Origin of the sequence: Pectobacterium versatile, assembly GCF_020166435.1 — a bacterium.
Taxonomy (GTDB): Bacteria; Pseudomonadota; Gammaproteobacteria; order Enterobacterales; family Enterobacteriaceae; genus Pectobacterium; species Pectobacterium versatile.
The window spans coordinates 163,032-183,049 of record NZ_JAINZP010000006.1 but is presented as its reverse complement, the minus strand read 5'-3'; the positions used below and the strand labels follow the sequence as shown (position 1 = coordinate 183,049).

Here is a 20,018-nt window from a genome sequence, read left to right as displayed (position 1 = left end):
CGGTATTACCGATATAGGGCTAATAACTCGTTTACTTTACTACGCCCTAAAATATTACGGCTAATCGTTCTGCGCGCTTTAACAACATACAGCACAGCTTCCTGATACCACTCACGAGTCAGTAACGTGTCATGATTAGAAATCAGTACCGGAATCTGGCTTTCTGCTGACAAACGGCGCGCCAATTGCGCCAAACTCTGCTGGTCGGCACGACTGAAATTATTGGTGTGATAGGCCGTAAAATTCGCGGTCGCAGACAGCGGCGCATAAGGCGGATCGCAATAAATGACCGACCCTTTCTCTGCTTTTTCCAGCGTGTCCTGATAATGCTCACAGACGAAAGTGGCATTTTTCGCCTTGAAGGCGAACCAGCGAATCTCTTCTTCAGGAAAATAGGGCTTTTTATAGCGCCCGAAAGGAACATTGAATTCGCCGCGCATGTTATAACGGCACAGGCCGTTATAACAGTGGCGATTCAAATAGAGAAACAACAGCGCGCGCCGATAGGCATCGCTGCAAAGGTTAAATTCTTCACGCAGTAAATAGAATGTCTCAGACGTGTTGACCTCATCCGTAAAAAGTTTACGGGCGTCGGTAACAAACTCATCTGCATTCGATTTAACGATATTGTAGAGATTAATCAGGTCGCTATTAATATCAGCCAGTATGTAGCGCTCGTATTCCGTATTCAGAAATACGGAACCCGCACCAACAAAGGGCTCAATAAGACAGTCTCCTGCGGGTAAATAGCGACGAATTTCTTCTACCAGCGGATATTTACCACCAGCCCATTTTAAAAAAGCGCGGTTCTTCTTCATGCCGTCGTTAGTTACTCATACGTTTCAGAGCCGCGGATTGTACTCTGTGTCAGACAGCACATCAGGGCTAAAATTGGTGTTACTTATTCAAGTCCTGCTTCACCTGGCGGATCGGCTTAACCCATGGTTTTTTCGCTTGTACCTCTGCGGGCAACGCGGCAATCGCCTGTTTCGCGTCCGCAGAAGAAGCATAGACTCCGGTCACTAACACATACCAGGATTTTCCATCTCGTTTCGTTTCATACACCCACGAATGGGCGAGATTATGCTGTTTCGCGTAGGCTTTCAGCGTGTCCGAGCGTGAAGCACTGCTCAGTTGCAAAGTAAAGTGGCTAGCAGGCGCATTCTGTACGGATACGCTCTGTCCGGCGGTCACTGGGGCAGTTTTTGCATTAGCTGCGGGCTTGCTTGCTACTGGCGCTTTTGGCGCATTGTTCGCAACAGGCTTAGCATTGCTACCGTGTGTCGGTGCCGTACTATGCGTGTTTTTAGCTGGTGATGTCGTCGGCGTTTTCCCCATCGGAGCTACCGTCGCAGGCGCTGTCGGCAGCGTCGAGTTTCCTGTCGCTCCCTGAGAGAATTCGCTCACGCGCCCTTGCTGTTGCGACAGCGCATCGGTGATATTTCCCGGCAGCTCAATACGCTGCTGGCCTGCCACTGGCGCTTGAACCTGCGCATCCGTCGGCGTACCAGAAATCGGTGGGGCGCTTAATGTTTGGGGCGACATCGGCGCTTGAGAAGATGCCTGTGCTGATGTTTGGCCATCGTCGGAAACCGCCACTGGGCTCTCACCCAGTGAGGAAGGCTGTCCGCTTTGTGTCATGGAAGACGATGAAGAGAGATCGATATTTCGCTCGCCACCCGCTTGATTCTGCGTCTGTGACGTTTGTGGCTGAGAAGGTGCCTGCAAAGCCGATCCAATACCTACGATCAGCAACACCAGCACCACGATCCCGATACCAATCATCAGGTGCTGTCTGGAAAGCGCGATCTTAGGTACCGCGAAGTTGCTGCTTTTCTGCTGACGAGTAGGTCGACGGTCACTGGTATCAGGCTTCAGCTCATCTTCCGGCTTGAACTCATCCATTTAACATCTCCCCACTAAAAAGCTCGAATTCGCCACGCGGTCGCCAAGGCGAATCATTGAATCGTAACGCATTGTATTTTATTAACCATAACCCATCAGGGCGTGTCTGTCGTTAATACTTATCTTTCATAACGGATAGTCTTTCATAACGGATTGTCTTTCATCACCCGATAGCATTACGCATCAGGCAAGACAATCAGCTATCGAAGCCAACACCATGTCATGCGCGACGCCACCACGGACTTCTGATTGACCAATCGCCGTTGGCAGCACCAAGCGTAACTCACCCGCCAGTACTTTCTTGTCACGCATCATATGAGGAAGATAGGATTCAGGTGTCATTTGCGTCGGACCGTTTACCGGCAGGCCAGCGCGGATCAGCAAAGACTTGACTCGCTCGACATCCTCAGCGGAGAGCTGCCCGAGACGACGTGCCGTATGCGCAGCCATCACCATGCCAGCCGCAACCGCTTCGCCGTGAAGCCAGTTACCGTAGCCCATTTCTGCTTCAATGGCATGCCCGTAAGTATGGCCCAAATTGAGCAACGCACGCATGCCACTTTCACGTTCATCTGCTGCAACCACCGCCGCTTTAATCTCGCAGCAGCGACGAATGCAGTAAGCCAGCGCGTCATGCTGTAGCGCACGCACGGCTTCAATGTTTTCTTCGAGCCAAAGAAAGAAATCGCGATCCAGAATAATGCCGTACTTGATGACTTCCGCCAGCCCGGATGACAATTCCCGTGCCGGTAAAGATTTCAGGCAGTCCAGATCGATCACGACCGATACGGGCTGGTAGAACGCCCCGATCATGTTTTTACCCAATGGGTGATTGACGGCGGTTTTACCACCGACGGAAGAATCTACCTGCGATAACAGCGTTGTCGGCACCTGAATGAATCGGATACCACGCTGATAACTGGCCGCGGCAAAACCGGCTAAATCGCCGATGACACCGCCACCCAAAGCAACAATCGTTGTATCACGACCATGCGGCTTCGCCAGCAGCGCGGTAAAAACCTGATCCAATACGGCCAGCGATTTGTACTGCTCGCCATCAGGTAAAATCACCTGATCGACATGCACGCCATTGTTTTCCAACACACCACGAACGCGGTCAAGGTACAGAGGAGCCAACGTCTGGTTCGTCACCAGCATGGCCTGCTCCCCCGCTTTCAACGGCATAAAAGAAGCCGAATCATCAAATAATCCAGCGGCTATCGTAATGGGGTAACTACGTTCCCCTAGTGTTACGGTAATTCTTTCCATGCTCGTTAAACAACCCGTTCAGGATCCGCTCAATGCGGATAAGGTATGCTCTTAGTTACTTTCCAGCATATTGATAATCTGGTTAGCAACGACCTTGGCACTTTGCTCGTCAGTCCGAATGGTCACATCAGCGATTTCTTCATAAAGCGGGTTCCGCTCTCTCGCCAACGCTTCCAATACTTCACGTGGAGGGGTTTCAACCTGAAGTAACGGACGCTTTTTGTCACGCTGCGTGCGGGCTAGTTGTTTCTCGATTGTCGTTTCCAAATAAACGACAACGCCGCGCGCGGAAAGACGGTTACGCGTCTCACGTGATTTGACTGAGCCACCGCCTGTCGCCAGTACGATGCCTTGCTTTTCCGTCAATTCATTAATGACTTTCTCTTCACGATCGCGGAAGCCTTCTTCGCCTTCCACATCGAATACCCAGCCCACATCAGCCCCAGTGCGTCGCTCAATTTCTTGATCGGAGTCGAAAAACTCCATATTGAGTTGCTGAGCTAACTGACGGCCAATAGTGCTTTTGCCGGCACCCATAGGCCCAACCAGAAAGATATTGCGTTTCTCTGCCATGTTTTTTGGTATTACTAAGACAATTCGTTAATGATAACCCGCCCCGCCAATCAACCCAGCGGCGGGACCTAAACTGAAACCTCATGAGCGATAGTGCGAGAATCAGACAAAAAATTATCTCAAGACTCAGGGTAGTTTGGCAACCGAATAAAATGTCACACTGACCACAGGTGGTCAATGCAGTATGTTTTATAGACATTTTCGGTGGAACAACACTTCAGTGCTCAATTCGCTAACCCTTGTAAGCTAAATCCGCCGCAGCGTCAAACTCATAAGCGCCAAACGTGACAAAATATTGCCCCCAACCCGAGAAAAAAACACTTTATAACATCAGAGCGAGCCTGAGTTTACTCACGATGATGCAGGGATCAGCGTCGGCGTAATAAAAATGACCAATTCTCGTCGTGTATGCTGCTGAGTATGGTTTCTGAACAGATGACCAAATATGGGAACCTCACCCAATATTGGCACCTGTCTGTCGCTGTTCTTTTTTTGCTGCTGGAAAATACCACCTAATACGATGGTTTCTCCATCAGCGACTGTCACCTGGGTTTGGATTTCCTGTTTATCGATTGCTAACGCTTCACCATTGTCGCCCTGTTTGATCGTTTGTCCCGGCATGTTTTGACTGATTTTCAGGTTCAGCGTAATCCGTCCGGCACGCAGAATGTCAGGTGTAACTTCCATCCCTAATACCGCTTCTTTGAACTCGATAGACGTCGATCCGCTGGCACCGCTGGATACCTGATACGGAATTTCCGTGCCTTGTTTAATACTGGCGGTCTGCTGGTGCGCAGTAAACAAGCGAGGGCTGGCGATAATCTCGACCTGACTTTCCTGTTCCAGCGCCATTAACTCCAGATCCAGCAGGCGGCCATTCAGTCGCGCCAAATGGAACCCAGCATTGATCGCTGGCGTATCCACTGGCAGGCCAACGTTAAAATTATTCAACCTGAGCGCCTTGTTCGCCGCATCCCCTTCTCCCAGCCCCCAGTTTACGCCCAACGCTTGCAGGTGCTCGCTGCTGATAGTGACGATATGCGCCGCCAGCTGTACCTGCGCCAAGGGTAGATCAAGTTCCTTCACCCACGGTTCGAGCTGCGCCAGAGCCTCTTCCGTATCGCGAATCAATAAAGTATTCGTCCGTTTATCCACGGTTACGCTGCCACGTGTAGACAGCAGCGTCCCGCGTTGAGCCAGAACACTGGCCGCCACTCCCGTTGCATCAGCATATTGCAACGCCACAGAAAGGTTATGCAGCGGCAATTTCTGCGCCTGCTCAGCTAAACGATCGTCTCGTTCCTTCTGCAAGGATTCAAGGTGTTCGGCAGGGAAAACCATCAGCACGTTTCCGTTACGCTCGACGCTGAGCTTCCCCATGCGTAAAACAATATCCAGTGCCTGCTGCCAGGGAATATCTGCCAGCCTCAGGCTCAGATTCCCCGTCACACCCGGTGCGATCACCACATTGAGCTGCTGGTGATCCGCTAACGCCTGTAGCACCCGAGGTATCGGTGAATCTTCAAACGCCATCGATACCGAACTTTCCGCACTGGCCTGAAACGGCGCGGCGAGAAGAAGCAACCCGCTCCACGCCACTACCCGACATAACATCCTCATATTCATAACCTTCCTTGTTATCGAGATATGCTGTTGCCAGCGTTGTTTTCAAAGAACGATTGTCCAAAGACTGCGTTCAAAATACGTGTCGTCAGGCAGACTTCACCTATTCCACTGACTTATTGATAAACGGAGAAGCCAGCAGCAGGCTATCTGGCAGGCCATCACAGCCTGCCTCACGTGCTGTCGGGACAAGTTTGGCCCCTGATTGATCCAATTGGCTGACTAGCCAATACCCTGGGGGAATCGTTTCGCCACTTGTCAGCTTGATCCAACCGACCTCCGGCTGTGCTAGCCAACCAATCCAGCGATCGCCAGAGCCAATCACGCCTTTTAGCTGCCACGGTGGCAATGTCGCGGAGGGCAGACAACGCGTAGTAGTCAGAGGCTGAAAAGGGTCGATGCGTTCTGCAAGTTTTTCTGCCTGAACGTTATGTGACGCGAAGATCAACATTAATACGATACGCAATGGGGGATGACTCATGGCACCCCCTCTGGCCCGATTAGCGATAATTCAACCTGTAGCCACAGTGCTTCAGACAATGGCTCGGTTGGCGCGGTATCCGGCTTTATGGTCAACTGCGCAATTCGCAGCACATAAGGTAACCCCGCCAGCGCACGAAGCACCTGCAACACGCCCGTGTAATTCGCGCTAAATGCCAATTGCCAACGTTCCTGATGAGATGCTCCCGCATGAGGCGGAGCGGGCTGCCAGGATAGAAGCGAAGCCCCTGCCTGCGACAGAGGCTCGACGATAAGCTGTGCCAGCCTGTCAGGCTGAAAGGGATCGTTTTGCGCGGTTTTCTCCGCTAATTGCTCGCGTAGCACCGACAGTAACGGCATCGCATCGAGCTTTTGTTGAACGTCCTGTCTATCCAGACGCGCCTGAACGGTTTGCTTTTCTATGCCAATCACGGCCCTACGAACTTCACCGATGAGGAACCAACCAGATAGCAGCCCAGCAGCGGCGACAAACGCCAGTTGAAGCGCCAACTGCTGCCAGAGCGGTTTATTCACTAGCCCAGGCTGATTCAGCACGACATCAGTCAAAACCGATGGATTAATCATGGCCTTCCTCCCGCAGGGAAGCGCCTGTATCGCGCCAGTTAGCCTGAAAGGAAAAGCGCAGCCCGGTATTCACTCCGCGCTCTCGGGACGTCTGCAGCAGTTGTACGCGTTCGATGGAAACATGGCGTAATAACGCGTGCTGTAGCGTAATGATATCGTGATAGTTTTCACTCACGCCGGAAAGCAGCAGATACGAGCCACGGTCGGCGATTTCCGTCAGCCACAGACGCGCAGGCATCATACCAGCAAGCTGATCGAGCAAGTGGAGGCTACGACGATTGTCATGCCGGACCATCACCTCGGCGCGTTCTTGCGCCTGATAGCGGCGTAGCGTTTCACGCGCCTGATACGTTTGCTGGTACAACGCCGCCAGTTGCTGTTGCTGGGCCAGCGCTACATTGAGCTCATCCTGCGCACGTTGCTGTCTGTGCTGCCAAAACAGATAGCTCGCGGCGATAAGGAATAGCATCAACCCCGTCTGTAGCCACAGCAGCCCTAACCAACGACGTGCCCGCTGGCGCATCTGGGTTTTGCGCCAGGGTAAAAGATTAATCAGCAGCATAGTCAGACATCCTCAGGACGCAATGCCAACCCACCCGCGATCGCAAAAGCCGAAGGGAAACTCGGCAGAGGCGGCTGCATGTGATTAAACACCGTTAACGGCGACCACGTCTGTAATACATCGGTCTGCTGACTGGGTAAATCAGGCGAGATGCTAGAGTAATAGGCTATGTCATCGACGTCATGCTGATAGCGAGTGCTCACAATTGATAAGATATCAGCCTCGCCATTCAGCTCATCAAGGTGTACCACGCCCGAGTGGAAAGCGTGGTTCAGCGGGGATATCCACAGCCAGCTATCCAACAGGCGATGCAGAAACAAGCGGTTAGATTCAAGCCCTGACCGCTGTGCCATCACTCGAAGCGCACACGTTGAGACCTCAAGAATATCAGGGCGCAGCCCCGCGTTATTCAGACATGTCAGCCAATTATCAACTTCCTGTCGACGCGCGGCCGTCACCAACAGCGTCCCCTGCCTCTGCGGGTCTTCCCGATAATCTATCGCCAGCGATTCGCTACCGATCGGCAGTTGACGCACCGCCATGGTTTCGATATAGAGGCTGCGTTCCGGTTCCTGTAAACGCCGGTCTGGCAGCGGTAAATGCTGCTGCAAAATCAGCTGAGCAGGATACCCCACCCGTAGCGAAATGTGTCTAGGTAGCAAACGACGCCATGTGCGCAAGGCCTCACAAAGCATCCCAGTATGGTGTAGACTACCCTCGCGTAACGTGTCGTCTGGTAGCGGACATTGCCACCAGTGACGAAGTTGCCAACCATCGCGACGGCGCTGAACCGCCAGCGCACGCATGAAGCCGTTTTGTATATCTAATCCAACCCGCCAGATGTGATAAGCCATGTTCAACCCGATGTCCTTATATCCACAGTGCTGGCTTACCTTTATACTAGCGCCCGATTGTTTATAAACTGTCCAAACGCTACTGAATGGAAAATCCCAGGTGAAGTTCGTAAAGTATTTATTCATCCTTGCAGTCTCTTGCATTCTGCTGGGAGCTGCCTCGATATATGGTTTGTACCGCTATATCGAACCCCAACTGCCCGATGTCGCCACGCTGAAAGACATCCGGCTGCAAACGCCTATGCAGGTCTACAGTGCCGATGGCGAACTGATCGCTCAGTTTGGTGAAAAGCGCCGTATCCCACTCAAACTGGACCAGGTTCCCCCTGAGTTGGTGCATGCCTTTATCGCGACCGAAGACAGCCGCTTTTATGATCACCACGGCGTCGATCCCGTCGGGATTATCCGCGCTGCGTCTATCGCGCTGACGTCTGGTCACGCCTCCCAAGGGGCGAGTACCATTACGCAACAGCTCGCCAGGAACTTTTTCCTGAGCCCAGAGCGCACCCTGACTCGTAAGATCAAGGAAGTGTTTCTGGCTATCCGCATTGAGCAATTGCTGACCAAAGATGAAATCCTTGAGCTCTATCTAAACAAGATTTACCTCGGCTATCGCGCCTATGGCGTTGGCGCAGCAGCGCAGGTTTACTTTGGCCGCCCTGTTGACCAGTTAACGCTCAGCGAAATGGCGATGGTTGCGGGTCTGCCGAAGGCGCCATCGACGTTCAACCCGCTCTATTCCTATGACCGTGCCGTTGCCCGCCGCAACGTAGTACTTGCACGTATGAAGGATGAAAACTACATCACGCAGTCACAGTATGATGCAGCACGTAACGAAAAGCTGGTCGCGAATTACCACGCCCCAGAAATTTCGTTCTCCGCTCCGTATGTGGCAGAAATGGCACGACAGGAGATGATCAAACGCTACGGCGAAGATGCTTATAACGATGGTTACAAGGTCTACACGACTGTCACTAAGAAATTGCAAACTGCCGCGCAGGATGCATTGCGTAATAACATTCTCGCCTATGACATGCGCCACGGTTATCGCGGCCCGAGCAAAGTGCTGTGGAAAGTGGGTGAAGGCGTCTGGGATCAGGCGAAGATGCTTGCTGCCCTGAAAGCGTTGCCAGTCTATGGCCCGCTTTATCCGGCCATCGTCACCAGCACAACGTCGGACAACGCGATTGTGCTCCTTTCTGACGGCAGCAACATTGCCCTGCCGATGGCGGGTATGCGCTGGGCACGCGCTTACCGTTCCGATACGCAACAAGGACCAACACCGAAGCGCGTAACGGACGTTGTACAAGCAGGCCAGCAGGTCTGGGTGCGTAAAGTGAACGATGACTGGTGGCTAGCACAGGTGCCGGACGTCAACTCTGCCATCGTCTCGCTCAACCCGAAAAACGGTGCGATAGAAGCACTGGTTGGTGGTTTTGACTTTAACCAAAGCAAATTCAACCGCGCGACGCAGGCACTGCGTCAGATTGGTTCCAACATCAAACCGTTCCTGTACACCGCGGCAATGGACAAAGGTTTAACGCTAGCAACGATTCTGAACGATGTACCCATCACCCGCTGGGATGCCGGTGCAGGATCTGACTGGCGGCCGAAAAACTCACCGGCAACCTATGATGGCCCGATCCGTTTGCGTCAGGGGCTGGGTCAATCCAAAAACGTGGTCATGGTACGTGCCATGCGTGCGATGGGCGTCGACTATGCGGCGGAATACCTACAACGTTTCGGTTTCCCAGCACAAAATATCGTCCATACCGAATCTCTGGCGCTGGGCGCAGCGTCGTTTACGCCACTACAGGTCGTACGTGGTTATGCCGTCATGGCAAACGGCGGCTATCTGGTCGACCCTTATCTGATTAGCAGGATAGAGAATGAAGCGAGTGGTACAGTCTTTACTGCTACGCCGAAAGTGGTCTGTGATACCTGTAATCTGCCGCTGGTCTACGGTGAAACGCCGCGTTCTCCAGTATTAGCAACCACTAACGTTGAAGATGTTGCCACGTCAAACGAAGCACCGCTGCTAGGCCTGCCGCAGCCAGAGCTGGAGCCTGTCACGCCAGAGGCAGCACAGCAAAACGCCGCGCAGCCTTACGCACCGCACGTTATCAGTACGCCATTGTCATTCCTGATTAAAGACGCTCTGAACAGCAACGTCTTTGGCGAGCCAGGTTGGATGGGAACAGGCTGGCGCGCAGGCCGTGATTTAAAACGTCGTGATATCGGCGGTAAAACCGGTACAACGAACAGTTCTAAAGACGCTTGGTTCTCTGGCTATGGCCCAAATCTAGTGACATCTGTCTGGATCGGCTTCGACGATCACCGCCGCGATCTGGGTGCCAGCAGCGCATCTGGAGCCATCAAAGATCAGATCTCCGGCTATGAAGGCGGGGCGAAATCAGCGCAGCCTGCGTGGGATGATTTCATGAAAGCCGCGCTGGATGGCGTACCGGAACAACCACTGACGCCGCCGTCTGGCGTCGTCAGTGTGGTCATTGACCGCAGCAGCGGTAAGCTGTCCAATGGTGGCGGGAATAGTCGCTCCGAGTACTTCATCGACGGGACGCAGCCGAAAGAATACGAAGTGCATGAAGTGGGCACCACACTGATGGATAACGGACAAAGCGAAGAGTTATTCTAGTCAGCGTTCGATAACATCAGACGAGACAAAGAAGGCGTAGGAAACTGCGCCTTCTTCGTTTGCTATGTTGGCTCATTAAAAACAGGTCCGTTTATTAAAAATTAGCGGGGTGTACGACGCAACCAATCGTGGGCCAGAAACAGCGCACTGACATTACGTGCCTCACGGAAATCAGGCTCTTGCAGCAGCGACATCATGTTACCTATCGGCCAGCGGACTTGTGGCATCGGCTCCGGCTCATCGCCTTCCAGACTTTGCGGATACAGCCCACGCGCCACCACAATATTCATCTGGCTGGAAAAATAGGAGGGTGCCATGGTTAACGTCGCCAGCAACTCCAGTTTTTCCGCCCCAAAACCGACTTCTTCCATCAGTTCGCGGTTAGCGGCTTCAAAGACCGTTTCACCGGGATCGATCAACCCCTTGGGGAATCCCAGTTCGTATTCCTCAATACCGACGGCGTATTCGCGGATCAACAACAGTCCATCGTCAATGATCGGGACAACCATCACCGCCTGCCGACCGCTTGAACGCATCCGTTCATAAACCCGACGTACCCCGTTGCTAAATTCAAGATCGACGGATTCCACATTGAACAAGCGCGAACGCGCTATTGTTTCCACCTTGAGGATTTTAGGTTTTTGCAGGTTATGGCTCATTGATGCCCCCAGAGAGTTACGACCAGAACAGCACCTTAACCCAACGCGCATGAGAGACGGCGTTTACCGCAATCTGAATATGGCATGCTGTTGAAGTAAGAAGAGATCGTAAATATTCTTTTTTGATTCTGTTCACATTGTGCGTTAACACTCACCCTCGCTGCAACTATCGTGACGATGAATTTACGTGTGGGCAACATGCAAGACACATCCTAAATGAGAAACCACCAGTAAAAGTCAATAACTTAAAAAAAATAGGATTATCCTCATTCAAGAGACTCTTTTTGCTTGTTACTATCGTCGCCTTATACGATTAATTCCATTCACAATTGCGTTATTAATCTAAGAAAACAATGCCATACGGATTATCATCAATTGTATAATTTTGTTAAACTCCGACGAGAACAAGGAGCATCGTGTTTTGGAATGGAGATGACATGAGCACAATATTTATCCTATTGGCGATATTGCTTGCCTGTCTGATCGTTATCGGAGGTCTTGTCGGCTACCGTATGCGACACCGTTTTCTGTCCGCTCCGCCGTTACCTGTTTTGCAATCTCTGCCCCGACGGTTAACTGAAGATGAACGGATCGCCGTCGAACGTTATCTGGCTCAGGAAAACAGCCAGCAAACTACGCCACTTGATACCCCCAATGCGCAGCCAAAACTACCGCGTTCCCTGCAAAGTAATCGGGTTTACCCCATCACCCATACGATTACACGCTATGGCCTGAGCACCAATGTTCAGAATAAGTGGCGCTACTATATTGATACACAAGAAATCCATCTACCGCCCAGTTGGGAACAGTTCATTACCGAGAACAATACCGTCGAACTGATTAAGACACGCTCGATCCCGCTGGTTATTTCTCTCAACGGGCACTCGCTGACAGAGTGCTTCGACAATCGTCCGCTGGCCCCGCGACCTGCTGAAGTTCCCGTGCCAAATGCCTCAATCCGTCAGGAAGGTAGTGAACATGTCGAGCTGGTCACCATCCGCAAAGAAACGCGTGAAGAACACGCCATACACCATTCCAAAGGGTTGAAAGAAACGGCCGTGCTCTGCCTCTCTTTTTTGCTCCTGTTCATCAGCCTAAATAGCCCTATCGTCCTACTACCCTGGCTGATTGGCACCGCATCATTATTAGCAGGTTGGAGCCTGTGGCAGCTTTTCCGGTCGCCGTCCTCTCAGGAACTGCGGGACGTACATTGCCTTCACGGCACACCGCAAGGTTTGGGACTGTTTGGCGAATCCAACCAGGGGCCGCTTGGCAATATCTCTCTTGGCAACATCGATCTGATTTACCCGCCTCACTGGCAGCCCTATATCACACAGGATCTGGGGCGAAAAACGGACGTAGAGATCTATCTCAACCGGCAAGTGCTCCGCCAGGGAGAGTATCTTTCGCTGCATGATGAAGTGAAAAATTTCCCGCTACAGCGCTGGGGCAGGAATCTGCTGCTGGCCAGTGGTTCACTACTCAGCTTGATTCTGCTGGTCACTAACGTACAGCTAGAACTGCCGTTAAAGCTCAGTTTAGCCTGGCTTCAGGGTGCAGAACGCATTCAAGTAACGCAGGTCAGCGATCTGGAAAAAGCGCCTCTCCACATTGGCGACACGCTGGTTGTTCGCGGTAACGGCATGTGTTACGTACCCGCAAGAATCCATCCCGTCTCCGCACCATCATCCTATGCGTTCAGCCCTTTCGATTGCTCCGCCATTTACTGGAACAAAGCCGCACCGTTGCCGTTGCCGGAGTCCGAAACAATTGAAAAAGCCTCTGCTTTGCTTAAATCGGTCAATAGCCAACTCAATCCACAAACAGACAAAGAAGGTCAGATCAACTCTCAATTAGCGTCCACGATTCAGAAGTCAGGGCTGATTCTGATGAAGAACTTCGCTGATATTGTCCTGAGAACACAAGATTTGTGTAAGCAGGAAAACGATTGCTCCCGCCTAAAAAATGCGCTGGTGAATCTGAGCGACGTCAAAAACTGGAATACATTGGTAAAAGACGCAAACTCCGGCAAGCTGAAAGGCATGAATGTGGTGTTGCCCACCGTCAGTGCAGACACACTGGAGTCATTGGTCAACAGTTCCACCGATCAATTCTTCTATCAGGAAATCAATAACGCAGCAGATTCACTAAACAGTCCGCCGCCTGGTGGATTCTTGATTCGCAGCGACGAAGGCCGGCAGTTTGTTAACCATCCTCTCCCCCCGATGCCGCTCAATGAATACCGCCCATCGGATCAGTGGCAGGAACTCCAGCGGCTTTCAACCATGCTCTTGCATACGCCGTTTAATGCCACGGGCGTCATCACTCAGCTCAATACTGATGCCAACGGGACGCAGCATATCAGCCTGCACAGCGAACCTGATGTCATTACCATCTGGCGCTATCTTGGTAGTTGCCTGCTGCTCCTGCTCTTTTCCGCGACGTTTATCATTAACGCGGTTCTGACCAGCATTAAAATACGAAAAAATCAGAAGCGAGTTACTGATATTCAGCGTTATTACACTTCACGGTTCAACATGATGACGAATTCGTTCTCGGATAATCATCCCCTGCTCCCCCGCTAATGGCATCGTGCCCTTCCTGCGGGTATGTATGCTAACGTAGCGGAATCGGTTTCCCGTCACAATTGTATTGCGCGCTGCCTACTTCATCATCCTATGGCACAGCGCGACATCTGGAGTCGTTATGAATCCCCACGTTAACTGGCACGACATCGACACCGTGATACTGGATATGGATGGCACGCTGCTCGATCTGGCGTTTGACAGCTATTTCTGGCTTCAACTGGTACCGCAGTCGCTCAGTAAAAAACGTCATATCAGCCTTGAACAGGCGCATCAACTTATCCAACAGGAGTATCAGGCCGTTCAACATACGCTGAACTGGTACTGTTTCGATTACTGGACAAAACGCTTGGATCTGGATATCTATCAAATGACGACGGATATCGGCACACGCGCTCGTCTGCGTGATGACACCACACCATTTTTAGCCGCACTGCGCGAATGTGGCAAAGAGACAATGTTGCTGACCAACGCCCATCCGCACAGTCTGGCGGTAAAAATCGAACACACGGGGCTGGATCAGCACCTTGATTTATTGCTTTCCACCCATACCTATGGGTATCCGAAAGAGAATCAGCGCTTGTGGCAGGCAGTACAGCAGCAAACCGGCTTCGATCCCGCCAGAACCCTGTTCGTGGATGACAGCGAACCGATTCTGGATGCCGCGAAAACCTTCGGCATCCATTACTGTCTGGGCGTGCGTAATCCGGATTCTGGCCAGCAGGAGAAGGCATTCCTGCAACATCCGTCAATGAACGACTATCTTGCGCTGCTACCAGCCCTGCGTCGCTCCGTTAACGCAGGGTAATCAGGGGGATTTATGGTGAAAGCTACCGAGCAAGCCGACGACGCCGTTCGTCTGGACAAATGGCTTTGGGCCGCCCGTTTCTATAAAACCCGAGCGATGGCTCGCGAGATGATCGACGGCGGCAAAGTGCACTATAACGGGCAACGCGGTAAGCCGAGCAAACAGGTCGAACTGAATGCCGAGATCAAACTGCGTCAGGGCAATGAGGAACGCACCGTGGTCATTTTGGCCATCAGCGGCCAGCGTAGAAGCGCAACAGAGGCGCAGGCGCTGTATCAGGAAACGGCCACAAGCATTGAGAAACGAGAAAAGCTGGCGCAGGCGCGGAAAATGAATGCGCTGACGATGCCACACCCCGATCGCCGCCCTGATAAAAAAGAGCGACGCGATCTGATTAAATTTAAATACAGCGATCAGGAATAGCACTCCGCTCTTCAGAGAAGACCCAGCGATCGCCGCACAACTCATTCGCCGTACCACTCATCGCGCACTACAACGAGAAAACATTATGGCTCACGACCAACTACATCGTTATCTGTTTGAAAATTATGCCGTTCGTGGCGAATTGGTGACAGTTAACGAAACGTATCAACGTATTTTAACCAACCACGACTACCCAGCTGCGGTACAAACGCTGCTAGGCGAAATGCTGGTTGCCACCAGCCTGTTGACGGCCACGCTGAAATTCAGCGGCGATATTACCGTTCAGCTTCAGGGCGATGGCCCACTGAAACTGGCGGTGATTAACGGTAATCACCAGCAGCAGATGCGCGGCGTTGCCCGTCTGCAAGGGGATATCACTCCGGGGAGTTCGCTGAAAGAGATGGTTGGCAATGGCTATCTGGTCATTACCATTACGCCGACTGATGGTGAACGTTATCAAGGCGTCGTCGGTTTAGAAGGTGAAACCGTTGCCGAATGTCTGGAGAGCTATTTCCAGCAGTCCGAGCAGTTGCCGACACGGTTGTTTATCCGTACCGGACAGCACGAGGGCAAGCAGGCCGCCGCTGGCATGCTGCTACAGGTATTGCCCGCACAGGATACCGACCGTAATGATTTTGATCATCTGGCCCAGCTCACCACAACGGTCAAAGCCGACGAGCTGTTTACCCTGCCTGCCACCGAGGTGCTGTACCGCCTGTACCATCAGGAAGAGGTAACCGTGTATGAGCCGCAGGATGTCGAGTTCCGCTGTCACTGTTCGCGCGATCGTTGCGCAGATGCATTAATGACGCTGTCCGATCAGGAAGTGAATGAGATGATCGAGCAGGACGGTGAAATCGATATGCACTGTGATTATTGCGGTACGCACTACCTGTTTAATTCGCTGGACATCCGCGCGATCCGGCAGGATTCATCAGGGAATCTGTTGCATTAATTTTTCTAACGGGTACGAAAGTACCCGTTTTATTTTGCTTATTTTCCCCACCAGTAAACCACCGTGATTATTTTTCAAACACCCTAAATAAGCAAAGTTATTAATGAATTTATTTAATTTTATGATTGTTATCGCGGTTAAAATAAGCTCACTCCCTACAATGTTTAGTAGTACGACTATAACTTGAGGAGTAGCAACATGCAGATCAACGGTATTACCCCGCAAGCCCTGGCTGCTTATGGAATCCATGATGTCCGCGATATTGTCTACAATCCCAGCTATGAACTGCTTTTTAAAGAAGAACTCTCTCCTACCCTACAAGGCTATGAACGTGGCATCGAAACCCAACTGGGTGCGGTAGCCGTCGATACCGGCATCTTTACCGGCCGTTCCCCGAAAGACAAATACATCGTGCGCGATGACGTGACCCGCGACACCGTGTGGTGGTCCGATCAAGGCAAAGGTAAGAACGACAACCACCCGTTGAGCCAGGAAACCTGGACACACCTGAAGCAGCTCGTTACCACACAGCTGTCCGGCAAGCGGTTGTTCATCATCGATGCCTTCTGCGGTGCTAACCCAGACAGCCGCCTCAGCGTGCGTTTTGTGACGGAAGTGGCCTGGCAGGCGCATTTCGTCAAAAACATGTTTATCCGCCCAAGCGATGAAGAACTGGAAGGCTTTGAGCCGGATTTCATCGTGATGAACGGCGCAAAATGCACCAACCCGAACTGGCAGGAACAGGGGCTGAACTCCGAGAACTTTGTCGCGTTCAACCTAACGGAGCGCATCCAGCTGATTGGTGGCACTTGGTACGGCGGCGAAATGAAGAAAGGGATGTTCTCTATCATGAACTACCTGCTGCCGCTGAAAGGCATCGCTTCCATGCATTGTTCGGCAAACGTCGGTGAAAAAGGTGATGTGGCGGTCTTCTTCGGTCTGTCCGGTACGGGTAAAACTACGCTGTCCACCGACCCGAAACGTCAGTTGATTGGCGATGACGAGCACGGCTGGGACGACGACGGCGTCTTCAACTTTGAAGGCGGCTGCTATGCCAAAACCATCAAGCTGTCTAAGGAAGCAGAACCGGATATCTACAGCGCCATCAAACGCGATGCGCTGCTGGAGAACGTCACCGTGCTGGCAGACGGCAACGTGGACTTCAACGACGGTTCCAAAACCGAGAACACCCGCGTCTCTTACCCGATCTACCACATCCAGAATATCGTTAAACCGGTATCCAAAGCAGGTCACGCAACGAAAGTGATCTTCCTGACGGCGGACGCGTTCGGTGTGTTGCCTCCCGTTTCTCGCCTGACGTCCGATCAGACGCAGTATCACTTCCTGTCCGGCTTCACCGCCAAGCTAGCGGGAACCGAGCGCGGCGTGACGGAACCAACACCGACCTTCTCCGCCTGCTTTGGCGCGGCATTCTTGATGCTGCACCCGACGCAGTACGCTGAAGTGCTGGTGAAACGCATGAAGGCGGCTGGCGCACAGGCCTATCTGGTGAACACCGGCTGGAACGGCAGCGGCAAACGTATCTCTATTAAGGATACGCGCGGGATTATTGACGCCATTCTGAACGGCAGTATTGATGAGGCTGAAATGCAAACGCTGCCTGTCTTCGACTTGGCAATCCCAACCTCGCTGCCCGGCGTCAATCCTGACATTCTCGACCCACGTGATACCTACGCGAGCGTCGAACAGTGGCAGGAAAAAGCGGACGATCTGGCACAGCGCTTTATCACTAACTTCGATAAATACACCGATGCTCCGGCAGGTGCAGCGCTGGTGAAAGCAGGGCCGAAGCGGTAAACGTTGAAGAGAATCGATTACGAAAAAGGCGCGGATTCCGCGCCTTTCTTTTATTCATATCTGAACAGCTTTAATGCCAGTACTGCCCAACATACTTATGACTCTTTCACGGCTCCCATATCCGCTACTGCGACTTCCGAGAGCAGCGGCAGATACGCACGGACGCAGAGCCCACCGCGTTCGCTGCTGCCAACATCCAGCACGCCATTGTGCGCATCGATAATACGCTGCACAATCGCCAGCCCCAGCCCTGTACCGCTGGTGGTTCGTGCGCTGTCGCCGCGAACGAACGGTTGGAACAAGTGCTTCAACTGATCGGGCGCGATGCCTTCTCCATCATCTTCTACCTGAAACCAGACGCGCTGTAGCTCACGTCCGGTACTGACTTTGATCCAACCGTTCCCGTAACGCGCCGCATTCACGACCAGATTCAACGCCGCACGTTTGATCGAAAGCGAACTGATACGCACCAGCAGCTCGCCAGTAGCAAACTCGCTGTCAATCTGACGCTCATAGCCGCTTTCCGATGCGACCACTTCGCCCATAATGGCGTTCAGGTCGGCCACTTCCGTCTGCATTTCCTGACCAGTGCGCAGGTAGTCGAGGAACTGCTCAATAATCGCATTACACTCTTCAATGTCCTTATTGATCGACTCCGCCAGATAGTCATCTTCCTTACCCATCATTTCGGTCGCCAGACGGATTCGTGTCAGCGGCGTACGCAGGTCGTGGCTAACGCCCGCCATTAACAGCGTACGGTCATCGGCCAGCAGCTTCACGCCGGAGGCCATCTGGTTAAAGGCACGCGTCACGGAACGCACTTCGGAGGCACCATATTCACGCAGCGGCGGCGGAATAATGCCCTTCCCAACCTGCAAAGCCGCATGCTCCAGCTCAACCAAGGGTCGGTTCTGCACCCGAATAAATAGCCACGCGCCGCCAATCACCAGCAGCATAATCGCCAGCGTATAGCGGAAGAGCGGCGAGAAATCGCCCTGATGAATTTCAGTGAGGGGAACGCGCACCCAGATATCTGGTGACAGCCAAGTTTTCAGCCACACCACCGGCGTATTCTTGCTGACCTCAACCCGCACATCCGTCGGGCCGCCCAGCTGTTGTGCCATCTGGTCACTCAAAAACTTGTAGTGCTGGGCCCAACGCAGGCCGCTTTCTTCCGCCGCTGCATTGGTGTACAGCGATATACCCAATTCGCGGTAAATCTCACGCCGGAACGCTGGCGGCACCTCAAGCGTGGTGCCATCTTCCAGTTGCAGACTGTCCGTCATCAGCATTCTTACTTCGTATGCCAGCACCTTATTAAACTGCTGCAAACTCGGCAGAATAGCGAAGTTGAGCACCACCAGATAGGTGGTGACCAAACTGACAAACAACAACGTGACAATCAGTAGCAACGTCCGTGCAAATGAGCTGCGCGGAGAAAAGCGCCATTGCATCATGCCTTACTGCCGTCCGGGACAAACACGTAGCCAAGACCCCACACGGTCTGGATATAGCGCGGGTGCGCCGGATCCTCTTCCACCATGCGGCGCAGACGAGAAATTTGTACGTCGATGGAACGCTCCATCGCGCTGTATTCACGACCACGGGCCAGATTCATCAGCTTATCGCGCGACAACGGTTCACGCGGGTGGCTCACCAGCGCCTTAAGCACAGCAAACTCGCCGCTGGTTAACGGCATCGGTTCATCATCACGGAACATTTCGCGCGTGCCTAGGTTCAGCTTGAATTTACCAAACGCAATAATGGCTTCTTCCTGCGACGGCGCACCTGGCAGTTCATTCGCCTGACGACGCAGCACCGCACGGATGCGAGCCAGCAGTTCACGCGGGTTGAAAGGTTTAGGAATATAGTCGTCCGCGCCGATTTCCAGTCCGACGATACGATCCACTTCTTCCCCTTTCGCCGTCACCATAATGATCGGCATTGGGTTGCTCTGGCTACGCAAGCGACGGCAGATGGACAGCCCATCTTCGCCCGGCAGCATCAAATCCAGCACCATGAGGTGAAAGGATTCACGGGTCAGTAAACGGTCCATCTGTTCAGCATTAGCTACGCTACGTACCTGAAAACCCTGCTCAGTCAGATAACGCTCTAACAGCGCCCGCAAACGCATGTCGTCATCTACAACCAGAATTTTATAGTTTTCTTGCATTCTCTTTCTCCAAAGGCGTAATAGCGCCGACGCTGCTATTGTTCAGAAACACACGAATTACTGACAGTCGTTTCTGGTATACATTCTAGG

Annotated in this window: 18 protein-coding genes; 6 read left to right on the top strand and 12 right to left on the bottom strand. The window is 52.5% G+C overall.

Annotated elements, in window-relative coordinates; all coding sequences use genetic code 11:
• Positions 1-5: 5 nt before the first annotated feature.
• The 9 genes from dam to pilM all read right to left on the bottom strand — a co-directional run bounded on the left by dam (position 6) and on the right by pilM (position 7,851).
• The gene (dam, locus tag K7X24_RS09890; protein WP_224554625.1) at positions 6-818 is read right to left on the bottom strand and encodes an adenine-specific DNA-methyltransferase; all 813 of its coding nucleotides are present in this window, start codon (positions 816-818) and stop codon (positions 6-8) included.
• Between the two features lie 79 nt (positions 819-897).
• Positions 898-1,905 (bottom strand): SPOR domain-containing protein, encoded by a 1,008-nt coding sequence (locus K7X24_RS09885; RefSeq protein ID WP_224554624.1) that lies wholly within the window; start codon positions 1,903-1,905, stop codon positions 898-900.
• A 183-nt stretch (positions 1,906-2,088) separates the two neighbouring features.
• Positions 2,089-3,174, bottom strand: a complete 1,086-nt coding sequence (gene aroB, locus K7X24_RS09880) for a 3-dehydroquinate synthase (RefSeq protein WP_224554622.1) — start codon at positions 3,172-3,174, stop codon at positions 2,089-2,091.
• A gap of 51 nt (positions 3,175-3,225) precedes the next feature.
• Entirely contained in the window at positions 3,226-3,747 is a 522-nt protein-coding gene (gene aroK, locus K7X24_RS09875; protein ID WP_224554620.1) for a shikimate kinase AroK, read from the bottom strand.
• 351 nt (positions 3,748-4,098) lie between these two features.
• Positions 4,099-5,373 (bottom strand): DNA uptake porin HofQ, encoded by a 1,275-nt coding sequence (gene hofQ, locus K7X24_RS09870; protein WP_224652232.1) that lies wholly within the window; start codon positions 5,371-5,373, stop codon positions 4,099-4,101.
• Positions 5,374-5,473: 100 nt separating this feature from the next.
• Complete coding sequence (locus K7X24_RS09865; protein WP_224554618.1) at positions 5,474-5,851, bottom strand: DUF2531 family protein; 378 nt, start codon at positions 5,849-5,851, stop codon at positions 5,474-5,476.
• Positions 5,848-6,435, bottom strand: a complete 588-nt coding sequence (locus K7X24_RS09860) for a hypothetical protein (RefSeq protein ID WP_224554616.1) — start codon at positions 6,433-6,435, stop codon at positions 5,848-5,850. The genes K7X24_RS09865 and K7X24_RS09860 overlap by 4 nt, the downstream gene beginning before the upstream one ends.
• Positions 6,428-6,997: a PilN domain-containing protein gene (locus K7X24_RS09855; RefSeq protein ID WP_224554614.1), complete on the bottom strand. Its 570-nt coding sequence runs from the start codon at positions 6,995-6,997 to the stop codon at positions 6,428-6,430. The genes K7X24_RS09860 and K7X24_RS09855 overlap by 8 nt, the downstream gene beginning before the upstream one ends.
• Before the next feature lie 2 nt (positions 6,998-6,999).
• Complete coding sequence (gene pilM, locus K7X24_RS09850; protein WP_224554612.1) at positions 7,000-7,851, bottom strand: type IV pilus biogenesis protein PilM; 852 nt, start codon at positions 7,849-7,851, stop codon at positions 7,000-7,002.
• A gap of 100 nt (positions 7,852-7,951) precedes the next feature.
• Between pilM and mrcA the strand changes: the two genes are divergently transcribed.
• The gene (mrcA, locus tag K7X24_RS09845; protein ID WP_224554609.1) at positions 7,952-10,507 is read left to right on the top strand and encodes a peptidoglycan glycosyltransferase/peptidoglycan DD-transpeptidase MrcA; all 2,556 of its coding nucleotides are present in this window, start codon (positions 7,952-7,954) and stop codon (positions 10,505-10,507) included.
• A gap of 101 nt (positions 10,508-10,608) precedes the next feature.
• On the opposite strand, the gene nudE is transcribed toward mrcA, so the two are convergent.
• Positions 10,609-11,166 carry an ADP compounds hydrolase NudE gene (nudE, locus tag K7X24_RS09840; protein WP_224554607.1) on the bottom strand — a complete coding sequence of 186 codons (558 nt, stop codon included), beginning with the start codon at positions 11,164-11,166 and terminating at the stop codon, positions 10,609-10,611.
• Positions 11,167-11,603: 437 nt separating this feature from the next.
• On the opposite strand from nudE, the gene K7X24_RS09835 reads away from it, so the two are divergent.
• The 5 genes from K7X24_RS09835 (at position 11,604) to pckA (ending at position 17,755) form a co-directional block, all read left to right on the top strand.
• Entirely contained in the window at positions 11,604-13,751 is a 2,148-nt protein-coding gene (locus tag K7X24_RS09835) for an intracellular growth attenuator family protein (protein ID WP_224554605.1), read from the top strand.
• 121 nt (positions 13,752-13,872) lie between these two features.
• Positions 13,873-14,559 carry a GMP/IMP nucleotidase gene (gene yrfG, locus K7X24_RS09830; RefSeq protein ID WP_224554603.1) on the top strand — a complete coding sequence of 229 codons (687 nt, stop codon included), beginning with the start codon at positions 13,873-13,875 and terminating at the stop codon, positions 14,557-14,559.
• 12 nt (positions 14,560-14,571) lie between these two features.
• Positions 14,572-14,982, top strand: coding sequence for a ribosome-associated heat shock protein Hsp15 (gene hslR / locus K7X24_RS09825; protein WP_103862653.1), 411 nt, complete (start codon positions 14,572-14,574; stop codon positions 14,980-14,982).
• Positions 14,983-15,067: 85 nt separating this feature from the next.
• The gene (hslO, locus tag K7X24_RS09820) at positions 15,068-15,937 is read left to right on the top strand and encodes an Hsp33 family molecular chaperone HslO (RefSeq protein WP_224554601.1); all 870 of its coding nucleotides are present in this window, start codon (positions 15,068-15,070) and stop codon (positions 15,935-15,937) included.
• Between the two features lie 198 nt (positions 15,938-16,135).
• Positions 16,136-17,755 (top strand): phosphoenolpyruvate carboxykinase (ATP), encoded by a 1,620-nt coding sequence (gene pckA / locus K7X24_RS09815; protein ID WP_224554599.1) that lies wholly within the window; start codon positions 16,136-16,138, stop codon positions 17,753-17,755.
• Positions 17,756-17,850: 95 nt separating this feature from the next.
• Here pckA and envZ read toward each other — a convergent pair whose 3' ends face one another.
• Both envZ and ompR read right to left on the bottom strand, forming a co-directional pair.
• Positions 17,851-19,212, bottom strand: coding sequence for a two-component system sensor histidine kinase EnvZ (envZ, locus tag K7X24_RS09810; protein WP_224554597.1), 1,362 nt, complete (start codon positions 19,210-19,212; stop codon positions 17,851-17,853).
• A complete protein-coding gene (gene ompR, locus K7X24_RS09805; RefSeq protein ID WP_005969424.1) occupies positions 19,209-19,928 on the bottom strand; it encodes a two-component system response regulator OmpR in 720 nt (239 codons plus the stop codon). The genes envZ and ompR overlap by 4 nt, the downstream gene beginning before the upstream one ends.
• Positions 19,929-20,018: the final 90 nt, after the last annotated feature.